Source organism: Lewinella sp. 4G2, from assembly GCF_001625015.1.
Taxonomy (GTDB): domain Bacteria; phylum Bacteroidota; class Bacteroidia; order Chitinophagales; family Saprospiraceae; genus Neolewinella.
In genome coordinates this window covers 266,280-277,506 of sequence record NZ_LVWJ02000014.1, presented here as the reverse complement: position 1 = coordinate 277,506, position 11,227 = coordinate 266,280, and the positions used below count along the sequence as shown (strand labels likewise).

The following is an 11,227-nucleotide window of genomic DNA, read 5'->3' as shown; positions in this document are numbered from 1 at the left end:
GAGCAGTACAAACAACGATTACTCAAACCTACTGCCATGTTGCGTACCCTCTTCGCTTTCCTATTCCTGACCGTTTCTATCAGCCTTTGCGCTCAGGTCGGCGTCAACAACTCTAATCCTTCCCAGGCGCTCGACGTCAACGGTAAGATCCAGGTTTCGGACGATAACACCCCCGCCGAGAAGGGGACCATCCGTTTCAACGATGCCACCGATGAGTTCGAGGGCTACGACGGGACGGAGTGGAAGATCCTCTCTCTCGAAAAAAGCAGCGGTGCACCGTCGGACCCGATCGCCTATACGGGGCGGACTGTAAATTCAGTTTTTCGTGATAGCAACGGTAATGTGATTCCTACTGACTGCCGACTGTACCAAACCGGTAATGTCCAATCAGGAGCCCCGTCAAATTTTATTACCGTCCCATCGGGAAAGCACTTTCTGGTGACCATGCTCTGGGTCGAAGATAACGGTATCACAAATCAAGCAAATGCGGATGATTTGTACGACGTCACGATATCGGCTCCCGTATCTGGCTCGTCAACTCGTTTCGCTAATTCTGTTCGCCTGGTTGGTAGGGTCGGTGATTCGAAATTCCTGATCGGTGACCAGACCAATCCGATCATCATCATGCGGCCGGGGGATCGCTTCCGTATTTTCAACGAGAGCAGCGACACGAGGGTGAATATCAACGTCCGTGGCTTTTTGGTGGATGAGCTGGATTTTTAATCTTGGGGAAGGACATAATCATTTAATCAGCACCTTTCAGCACCTCAGCTTAGGTGTGGTTGGTTAGACAAGCGAATTACTCAATACCATACTCCTCAAATAGGAACTGAAAGGCCCGCTCCAGTACCCGATCGTTGCCAGCGGCTAGCTCTTCAGCTGTATTCTCGGCGAAGATATCCGGAACGTGCCCTACGCCATCGAGGCTGGTGCCGTCCGGCAGCAAGAACTTCATGATGGAATACTGATACTGAAATCCATTGGGTAGAAAGCGGCGCATACTCGTATCGGAAAAGTCGCCGGAAGTCGCATCTCCGATCTGGGTGACGTGGGGGAGGGCCTTCAGGTAGATCAACATGACCTCGGCGGCACTTACGGTGATGTTGTCCGTCAACACCACTATGGGTTTGGTAAATGATTCTTCGCCACGGGCGCGCAGGTAGTATTCCTTTTTTTCGGCAAAGTCCGTGTGTTCGGGGCCGTTTCGTTCCTGGATGGTGTAGACCAGTTCTTCCCGGTCGGCAAAGCGGCCGGCAAGATTGGCACTCACTTCGTCGCTGCCGCCGGAGTTGTTCCTCAAGTCAATGATCAACGCGTCATTGTGGCCCAGTCTACGCAGGAGGCGATCGCCAAAGGCGGGGTCTTCCATCTCTACCCCCGGTAAGTGGAGGTAGCCGATCTTACGCCCGCTGAGCTGGCCCATGGCGTAACCTTCCGCGCGCGAAGAGTCGATCTCCTCCAGGTAGTTGTCGTGAATGACCGAGAAATCAAATTCAGCTTCCGCCTGCTCGTCCGTTGCACTGTTGCCTGAGTAGAAGGCGCGTTGGGGCCAATAAATAAAAGTGTGGCTGTCATCTAAGTATTCCACCATTTGGCGATTGATCTCAAAAAGTTCTTCCTTGGTGGTCATCGCCGTTACCTGCGGGCGATAGGCGACGTAAATACTATCCCAATCGTGGCCCCGCACCCCGAACAAGCCGTAGTGGCGATCAAAGTCCTGCCAGAAGAGCTCAAAATTTGTTTCCGGGTCGTTGGCGGGCTCGTCGCCCAGAATAAGTTGTTGGCAGCCGCAGAGGAGGAAAGCGGCGCTGATCATCAAGAAGTATTTCATACTAAACAGTTTTAAGGAAAGGTGATTTTGAAGTTCAGGAAGGGTCGCACTAAAAGCGGTGGGTAGTCGATACCGAAAATGCGTTGTTGATGCTCCGGTACCGATCTAATTGCTGGGTGGCGTAGTAACTGACTTGGTAGTTTGCGTCAAAAACCCACCGGTCGTTCAGTGCGTAGCGGTAACCCAAGCCACCTCGGATACCAAAGAAATCGTTGAGGGACGTCCACCGACCCCGCGTAATGATCTTGGGGATATTGTCTTCGTTCTCTACGACGAACTTATCCCATCCGGAGTAAGGGGGGCGGGATAACAGCCCGTAGAAGGGTACGGCGATTGAGGCCTTTAGTCCGTGTTGCTTGCCTAACTCCCAGGCACCCGCGGCAGCGCCCTCGAAAGCGTGCAGGCCAAACCAGGTCACGGCCTCCGCGTCATCGTAGATCGAGATGTCCACGTAGGACCGGTAATTGATACCCACGTGCACCCGGCGATCTTCATTGTTGGTGCCAAGGCCTTTCAGGTAGCCTACTTGAAGGTCAAGGAGGTAACGGCTGGCCGGGGTATCATCCGTAACGCTGGAACGAAGTTTGGCGAGGGTAGCCCCCAGGCCCAACTCGTAACGGTCGCCGGAGCGGGTATTCCGACGGTAGGCCAGGCCAACGCGCGGCCCGGTACTCGTTTGGTGCAGGGGCGAGTAATTGGCATCATTGAAGTGGCCCCGGTGAAGGCCAATGGTCAGGGAAACTTCGTTTTTTATAATGGGCCTCAGCTCTTCCTGAGCGCAAATGGAGGCCGGCACGAAGCTAACGGCGAGTAAAAGAAGCAAGCAGAATCGCATGGTGGTTGGTGTTTCCACAAACATGCGGGAGGACCGGTCCCCGCCCCAAATTTTCGGCAAAGGGACCTGTCCTGAATCCTCGGAACCCTTGAAATCAGGACGTTTTTCGTGCTTTTCTGGACGCCCCCGGCGTGGTACCCGTCGCCTTTTTGAAGGCTCCGTAGAAGGCGCTGCGGGATTTAAAGCCTGCTTCCAGCCCGATGGCTTCGAGGGAATAGCGATCAAACGCCGGCCGGCTCAAGAGGTCGGTAGCATCCTCAATCCGGTACCGGGTGACGTATTCGGAAAAGGATTCCCCAACGCCGGCCGTCATCACCTGAGATACGTAGCTTTCACTAATGCCCAGCTTTTCCGCCACGACCGCCCGGCTCAGGTCGGGGTCGCGAAAAAGTTTTTCTTCTTCCATCAAGCGGCGTAACTCGTAAGTATACTTTTCATTCGGGGTGGCCGTGGAAGCTGGTTCTTTCGGTACAGAACCCGTAGAAGCCGCCATCGGATTAGGTTGGGCTGCTGCCCCCACCCGCGTTCCGGCAAGGATTGCATGTAGTTCCCGTTGTTCATCCAGAATGCGCATCTTGTAAACGCCGGCGTAGGCCACCCACCAGAACAGGATACTAAGTGCCACCCAGACCGGGGTGTAGGCATTATCAAGGAGACCCGAATAGTCGGTGAGGTCTCCGAGGGCCCAGAGGAATACGATGCCAAGGGTTGCGGCACAAAACCGCAGTAACCACCTCCGGCGGGCGGCAGGGGCGGATCGATCCCGCCACGTTATGACGAATACGGCCAGCAAACCAAAGCCATTAAAAATGAGGGCAAGCGGGTCCTCCAGCGCATTCAGTGTTTGGAAGACCGCGTTATCCGGCCCGAAGGGAAGATCGTAAAGGCCGAGCATAAAGTCCCCCTGCGTAACGAGCGAGAAGACCAAACTGAAGACGAAGGGGGCGTAAAACCACTTCCTCCACGGGCTGTTATAAAAAGGATGTTCAAGCGCCCGGAGGAAGTAGGAAATAAGCATGGCGATATGCAAGTATTCCCACATGATCGACCAGAGATAGGCAAGTACCTTACTGTCGAATTCCTGCCAGCCCAGAAACAGGATGCCGCTTAAAAGAATCAGGGTCATCCCCAGGTACTGATTGGCCGGGCTGCGGAAGAAGGGAATCCGTAAAATGGCCAACCCGACGAACAAGCCCTGCAGGATGCTCGCAATAACGAAAAGGTCGGTTAAAGTGACGGTCATGGGCGGTGGAGGGAAGCCTGGATGGGAATCCCCAAAGGTATAACAAGGTGTATACCTATAACCCGCTCCATGCAAGTGAAGTGACTTCGGTGGCTGGCTCCGTCTTTTTTCGCCAGCCACCGAAATCAGGTTGTATACAGGGAATATTAGAGCACCGGAATCGTCCGCGCCCCCGCTACTTCTTTTGAAAGCTGCAGCGTGATCCGCCGTTCCCGCCCTTCCCGGTTCTCCACGTGGAGTTGCTCATTCGGCCCTAGGTTAATGTTGACCTTGCCGTATTTGCCAAGCCCAAAGCCCTGCGTCTGGTCGCCGGTTGCCTTGTCCCGGACGCTGACCGTGATGTCCTTCCCTCCGTAATTGATGAGCTTGGCGGAGTAGCCGGTAACGGAGCTTTCGCCCACGACGAATTCGTAGCCGCCGGGAATCTGAACGTCGTGTTTGTCCGTAGCCGCCCGCGTACTCTTAGCTTCGAACAGGGCGCGGTCATTGATGGCGTTGGCGGAAGCCATGGCCGTCGGGGGGAGTTCGTCGCCATCCAGGTCCAGCATGCGCATACCTTCAACGGTCTTGTTCATGTTGATGAAGATGCTCGATTCGCGATCGCCAAAGTTGTAGAGCCGGGTTTCTTCGGTGGGCGGCACGCTCAGTTCAGCCTTCTCCCCAACGGCAAGTTCAACCCGCTGCCGTTCGGCCTTGGTTTGCTTATCGACCGTGGTGATGAGGATGGCTTCCGGGCCATCGTTACGCATGGAGGCGGTGTAGGGCGTTTCCATGTATTCGCCTAACAAGAATTGTTGCTGGCCCGCCAGCTGGAGGCCCGCCGTGCTGCGCGAGCAACTATTATTAGTGAGGAGAGCAGCAAAGAGAAAAAGGAAAAGTAGCTTACGCATGGTGGTTTGTTTTTGGTGAGCCACAAAAGTGGTGGCCGGCCCCCACCGCTGCGCTTCAAATCAGGTTTTGGGACGGCCCAGATCATGATCTGCCCCCTTTTTAGTGGCTTCCGCCGGGCTCATGCCCGCGTATTTCCGAAAGGCCCGGTTGAAGGTCGACTTTGAGTTGAACCCGCAATCGAGGGCCAGGCTCAGTAAAGTGTGGCGCTCGTGGTCGCCCCGGCGGACGCGCTCCAGGAAGGCTTCGCAGCGTAGCGCATTGATGTAATCGTTAAAGTTCTTACCCGCCTCCCGGTTGATGGCCTTGGAAAGGAGGGAGGAATTGGTCCCCAGTTTTTCGGCGAGATCGCCGAGGCGGAGGTTGGGGTCCAGATAGTCGTGTCCGGTGCTTAGCTGTTCGGCGAGTTGGGCGGCCAGCGGGGCAAAGTCCGGAGCGTCAGGAGAGGAATCTACCAGTGGGCTGGCGGCGGTATCCATTTCGTCTACTTCCGGAACGGGCCGTTCGAAGCGGAGGCCGGTCGTCAGTTGCGGCGTTAGCCCGTAGAATTGGAGGCCCGCCACGAAGAGCAGGACGGACATGGAGAGGTACTTGGGCCAGGCGGCTACGTAGGTGGCTTCGCCGAAAAGTTCCGCCGACGTATCGAGCAAAATCGTCATGCTCATCCCGATGAGAAATAGGTAGACCAAATTCCGCAAGCCCCGCATTTCCAGGGGGGCGGTGTTGGTCATCTCCCGTTGCAGGAAGGCCCGGAAAGAGCGGTAGGTCTTCAGTGTCAGGATAAGGTAAACGATCACCTGGATGCGGAAAAAGATGTTCTCGACCTCGCTGATAATATCTCCGCCACTATTCTCCCACTCGGCGGCGGGGCCGCGGGTATCGTAGAAGTCGGTGAAGCTTTCGCCGGCAATCCCCAGCCAGTAGATCCAGTCGTAGGTAATCACGAATAGTTTTGGCATCAGGAAGAGGGCCGCGGGCAGCAAGTGCCACCAATACCGCCGTTTCCACGTAAAATCCGTGTTCACCAATGCCCGGAAATAGAACCAGATCAGGGGGCCGATGGCGGTCAGGTTGGCCCACTTTACGTAGAACATCAGGGTCGTCCGCCAGTCATGGGAATCGTACCAGTTGCCAAAGCCGAGCATCCACTGAGCGACGTAAAAGGCACCACACAGCAGGATGCCCGCCGCTAGCGTATCGGCCAGCCGTCCTTCGCGCCGGGCCCGTAGCAATAGTAACACGGCCACCACGATGGCCTGGGTAAAGCCGATGAGTAAGAGCCCGGAATAAAGGTTGATGTACATGGCGGACCGTTTGCGCCTCCGAAGAACCGAAGGTACTCATCCAGCCATTCATCTGGTCGCTGCCGCGGGTGCCAGGCAAAGGGCGAATAAGGATGGCCCCCAAAAAGAGTTGGGAGCCAAGTAGTAGTATCACACCTTCAGCATGAGAACTGACCATAGCGAATGGGGAAAAACAAGGGCCGGCCGGAAAACTCCGCACCGGCCCCCGCAAAAAAATCAACTACCTCTGGAATGCGTTCAATGTGTTGTTTTCAATTTCGTGTCGTCCACTATAGGAGTGCACGTCCTTTCTTCAATAGGTGTATCGGTAAACAAAAGGCACCCCGCCCCTGGGAAGGGTAGGGGTGCTAATCACTTCAATCATGCTAGTCGCTCTATCTAATTCAGTAGTCTTTGGGTGATTCAACGGAGTTGATGCCTTCCTCAAATCGCCACCGAAATGGCGACCATGATCATCAAAAAGAGAAGGGTGACGAAATTTTTCATGGTAGGAAGGGCCTGCGCCCGTTGGTTACGTAGGAGTATCGGAAGACCTGAATTTATCTTACCCCTACGTGCTAAAAAAATTCCCAAACCACCTCGTTCAGGTATAATAAAGTCAGCAACGGACCAGGCACTTTGCCTACATTAGGATTACATTATCACCGCTATGAAAATCACCGCTCAGACCTACTTATTACTGTTGCTGACCTTTCTACTGGGGGCCTGCCAGACCTCCAACGATGTTGCCGAGCAACCAGAACCACCGTCCGTAACGGAGGATTCCGGGCTCGCCATTTCCGAAACTCCTTTCGGTAGTACCCCCGCAGGCCCCGTCACCAAATACACTCTGCGGAATCGCAACGGGATGGAGGTGAGCGTCATCAACCGGGGCGGCATCATCACCAACATCATCGTTCCGGACCAGGCCGGGGAGCTGGGGGACGTCGTCCTTGGTTTCGACGAGTTGGATGGCTATTTGGGCGTCTACCCCTACTTCGGGGCCCTGGTCGGCCGCTACGGTAACCGGATTGCGAAGGGGCAATTCACCATCGACGGGAAGACCTACCAGATCCCGACCAATAACAAGGAGAATACCCTCCACGGAGGCGAGGTCGGTTTTGATAAGCGCTACTACGCGGGCGAAACGGTCCGCACCGACTCCACCGTAGGGGTGACGATGCGGGGCACCAGCCCGGACGGCGACCAGGGCTACCCGGGGAATCTTTCCGTAGCCGTTACCTATACCCTCAACAACGACAACGAATTAATGCTGAGCTACCGGGCGGAAACGGATGCCCCCACGCACGTCAACCTAACCAACCACACCTACTTCAACCTGAAGGGTGGGGGGGAGATCCTCGACCACGTCCTCACCCTCAATGCCAGCACCTTCACCCCGGTGGATGGCGGGCTCATCCCCACCGGCGAACTTCGCCCAGTTACCGGGACACCCTTCGACTTCACGGAGGGCAAGCCCATCGGGCGGGATATTATGGCGGAGAACGAACAACTCAAACTCGGGCTGGGCTACGACCATAATTTCGTTCTTGATCGCAACGGGGACGGCATGGCTCCGGCGGCCACCCTCTACGAAGCCACGACCGGCCGTACCGTAGAGGTGGAGACCACCGAGCCGGCCATCCAATTCTACAGTGGCAACTTCCTGGACGGGACCGACATCGGTAAAGGCGGAAAGGCCTATGCGTACCGCACCGGCCTCTGTCTGGAGACTCAGCACTACCCGGACTCCCCCAACCAGCCGGATTTTCCCTCTACGCTCCTCCGGCCAGGGGAGGTTTACCAGTCGCAGACCATTTATCGGTTTGGGGTACGGGAGTAAGCTTTGTTGGAAGAGATCGGTCAACCAAGCTGGCTGACGTTGCATCTCCCGTTAACCCTACGGGTACTGGATACTAGCCTATCATATCCTGCGTTAAAAAACTGGCGAAGCGAATCCTGATGGGCTACCATTCGGCTAAAACTCCTACGGAGCGAAAGTCATGGCCTAGCCCTTACCTTTGCCCGCCCTTTCCCATTGCTTGGCACCCGCGGCAGCGCCCACGGGCTTAAGCACCGAAAGGTCTCGATCCCAACGACAATAGCTACTCCGTTATACCCCTCCAATTTGATGGTCTCTAAGCTTACCCGATTTCTCTTCCTGGCCGTCCTCGGCGCTTTCGTGCTGACGGCCTGCGCCTCCCAGAAACGCAAGGACGAACAGAGCGCCCTGGGCAAGCTCTGGCACAACATGAACTCCCACTACAACGGCTACTTCAACGCCCGGGAGTTGATGGATGAATCCCTCCTCACCCTGGAGGAGCAGCACGTGGACAACTACACCCAGCGGTTGGACATGTTTCCCTTCCTGGAAGTCGCTAACCCAACGATCGTGGGAGACGATATGGATGTGGCCATCGAAAAGGTCGCCATTGTCGTGAAGAAACACCCCTATAGCAACTGGGTGGACGATAGCTACCTCCTCGTCGGCCAGGCTCAACTCATCAAGCAGGATTACGAGAGCGCGGAGAAAACCCTGCGCTTCCTCACCACCGAGTTCCGCCCCCGCCCCAAGCGCAAAAAGGCCAAACGAAAGAAGGGAAAAGACGGCGAAGAAGACGAGGGTGACGAAGACGAATTCGTCAGCCGCCGCGAAGTAGACGAAGACCCCAACCGCGCCCGCCAAAACCGGATCCGCGCCCGCAAGGAGGCCCAGAAGGAGCGCAAGAAGCTGCAGAAGGAACGGGAAAAAGAAAACAAGGCGAAATCCAAAGAGCGCGAGCGCCAACGCAAGGCCCGCATCAAAGCCCGGAAGAAGGGCATCAAACTGGCGCCCATCCAGCGCGATACCAGCGCCAACCAGGGCCTCGAAAATGAGCCGGAGGAGGTGCCGGAGGAAGAACAGGACCTCGGCCCGGTGGGCATGATCTCCATCTTTGGCGGTCCTAATTCCGAATCCGATAAGGCCGAAGGTTACGGAGAAAAGTCCGGGAGCTACGTCGTCAAGCACCGCCCCGCCTACCAGGAAGGCCGCCTCTGGTTAGCCTGGACGCTCATCAAACGCGATAACTTCGAACGCGCTCAGGTGATCCTCGAAGACCTGCGGGCCGACCGCGGAACTTACCCCGACGTGCGCCGCAAAGCGATGGCCGTCCAAGCCTTCAACTACCTGGAGCAGGAACGCCTCGAAGAAGCCATCCCCTTCCTCGAAGAAGCCGCCGAAGTAGCGAAGGACCGGAACGAACGCGCCCGCTACTACTACATCGTAGGGCAACTCTACCAGGAGTTACAGAACCCCGGCCCGGCCGTGAACGCCTTCGAGCAGGCCATCGCCGCCCGCCCGAGTTACGACCTCGAACTCGGAGCCCGGCTCAACCTCGCCCAGAATAGTTTCCTGAGTGGCAGCGGTTCCGCAGCGGACGCCATCGCCAAGCTCGAAAAAATGGCCAAGGAAGAGAAGAACCTCGAATACGAAAGCCAGATCTACTTCTCGGCCGCTACCGTGGCGTTGCGGGACGGCAATAAGGCCCTCGGCAGTAAGTACCTGCGCAAAGCCCTGGATAGCCCTTCGGCCGGCGTAAACCAACGGCTGGAATCCTACAATCTCTTAGGTGACCTCGCTTTCGACGAATCGGACTACCTCGGCGCCAAACTGGCTTATGATACGACGCTGATGTCCATGCCCCGCAGCGACGAGCGCTACGTCGGTGTCTCCGGCCGCCGCGACCAACTCGCCGGCGTTGCCGATAACCTGACCCAGATCTACGAGCGGGACTCCCTGCTGCGGATCGGTACTATGCCAGAGGCGGAACGGACCAAGTTTGCGCAGGATCTTTTCCAATCTCAGCGCGCCGCCATCGCCGCGGCCAACACCGGCCCCGGCCCCGGAAGCGCAACTGCCGGCCGGAACAATACCATTCAGACGGACAGTAAATTCTTCGCCTACAACAGCGCCAACCTCAAGCGGAGCCGCCGTGATTTCGAGCGCCGCTGGGGAGACCGCCCGCTGACGGACAACTGGCGCGTCGCCTCCCGCGGTGGGCCGAGCATCGACTTTGGTGATGGCGATGCCAACCAGTCCTTCGCCGCCAGTAACGAACCCGTAATGGCTACCCAGGATGAGATCGACGCCATGCTGAAGGACGTACCGGTATCCGAACAGGACCAAACCCGGGTCCGTCTCCAACTCTCCGAGAATTACTTCAACTTGGCCCGTGAATACCGGGAAAAGCTGGACGATAACGAAAAGGCCCTAGAAGCCTTTGGTAAACTCGAAAGCCAGTTCCCCGGCTCCAATTTTGAAGCGGAGGCCTGGTATTACCAGTACCTCATCAACACAGAAATGGGCCGCACCGGCCAGGCCGCTGAATACGCCGGTAAGCTCAAGAAGAAGTATTACAACTCCAAGTTCGAGAAGCTGGCCAACGACCCAACTTACGCAGCCAAATTGCTTAACGCGGACAACGAGTTGAACCGCACCTACGAAGCGGCCCTGGCTGCATTCGAGGCGGGTAACTACAAGCAGGCCCACACCCAGGCGAAGGCGGGTCGGGATGCGCTGACCGCAAAGCACCCCCTCCGGGCCCGTTACGCGTTGCTGCTGGCGATGACCTCGGGCAACGTCGAAGGCAAGGAAGCCTACATCAGTAACCTCCAGCAGGTGGTGGCCCAGTTCCCCGGCACGGACGAAGAGAAGCGGGCTAAGGAGATCCTGCGCCTCCTCGGTGCTTCTGGTGCTCGCCGCCCGGGGCAAGCGACGTCCGCCGCCGGTTCCCGTGGTTTCAAGGAAAGCTTCAAGGAGTTACACTACGTGCTGATCCTTTTTGACAAGTCCGACACGGACCTCAACAAGGCCAAGATCAGCGTGGCGGAATACAACAGCAAGTACCATAAGTTGGACCGCATCCGCATCACCAACGTCTACCTGGGTGGGGAAAACAAGCTGCCCGTTCTGATTCTGCGCCGCTTCAAGAATGGCGAAGAGGCCATGAAATTCATCGAGGCCGCCAAGAGTAAGGAGCAAGAGTTCCTCAACGCCGGTAAGTTCAGCTACGATTTGTACTCCGTTTCCCAGAGCAACTACCGTGAGGTCCTCAAGCAGCGTTCCTCCGAAGAATACCGGGAGTGGTACAAGGAAAACTACTAGG

Annotated in this window: 8 protein-coding genes; 3 read left to right on the top strand and 5 right to left on the bottom strand. The window is 56.6% G+C overall.

Annotated elements, in window-relative coordinates:
• The first annotated feature begins 36 nt into the window (after positions 1 to 36).
• Positions 37 to 723, top strand: a complete 687-nt coding sequence (locus tag A3850_RS02940; protein ID WP_068214039.1) for a hypothetical protein — start codon at positions 37 to 39, stop codon at positions 721 to 723.
• Positions 724 to 799: 76 nt separating this feature from the next.
• Here A3850_RS02940 and A3850_RS02935 read toward each other — a convergent pair whose 3' ends face one another.
• From A3850_RS02935 to A3850_RS02915, 5 genes are all read right to left on the bottom strand, one after another.
• Positions 800 to 1,831, bottom strand: a complete 1,032-nt coding sequence (locus tag A3850_RS02935; protein WP_068214036.1) for a S41 family peptidase — start codon at positions 1,829 to 1,831, stop codon at positions 800 to 802.
• Positions 1,832 to 1,880: 49 nt separating this feature from the next.
• Positions 1,881 to 2,666 carry an outer membrane beta-barrel protein gene (locus A3850_RS02930; protein WP_157500848.1) on the bottom strand — a complete coding sequence of 262 codons (786 nt, stop codon included), beginning with the start codon at positions 2,664 to 2,666 and terminating at the stop codon, positions 1,881 to 1,883.
• Positions 2,667 to 2,760: 94 nt separating this feature from the next.
• Positions 2,761 to 3,909 (bottom strand): AraC family transcriptional regulator, encoded by a 1,149-nt coding sequence (locus A3850_RS02925; protein ID WP_068214032.1) that lies wholly within the window; start codon positions 3,907 to 3,909, stop codon positions 2,761 to 2,763.
• Between the two features lie 146 nt (positions 3,910 to 4,055).
• Positions 4,056 to 4,799 (bottom strand): hypothetical protein, encoded by a 744-nt coding sequence (locus A3850_RS02920; protein WP_068214030.1) that lies wholly within the window; start codon positions 4,797 to 4,799, stop codon positions 4,056 to 4,058.
• A 60-nt stretch (positions 4,800 to 4,859) separates the two neighbouring features.
• Positions 4,860 to 6,101 carry an AraC family transcriptional regulator gene (locus A3850_RS02915; protein ID WP_068214029.1) on the bottom strand — a complete coding sequence of 414 codons (1,242 nt, stop codon included), beginning with the start codon at positions 6,099 to 6,101 and terminating at the stop codon, positions 4,860 to 4,862.
• Between the two features lie 649 nt (positions 6,102 to 6,750).
• Between A3850_RS02915 and A3850_RS02910 the strand changes: the two genes are divergently transcribed.
• Both A3850_RS02910 and A3850_RS02905 read left to right on the top strand, forming a co-directional pair.
• Positions 6,751 to 7,923 carry an aldose epimerase family protein gene (locus A3850_RS02910; protein WP_068214026.1) on the top strand — a complete coding sequence of 391 codons (1,173 nt, stop codon included), beginning with the start codon at positions 6,751 to 6,753 and terminating at the stop codon, positions 7,921 to 7,923.
• 288 nt (positions 7,924 to 8,211) lie between these two features.
• A complete protein-coding gene (locus A3850_RS02905) occupies positions 8,212 to 11,226 on the top strand; it encodes a tetratricopeptide repeat protein (RefSeq protein ID WP_068214024.1) in 3,015 nt (1,004 codons plus the stop codon).
• Position 11,227: the final 1 nt, after the last annotated feature.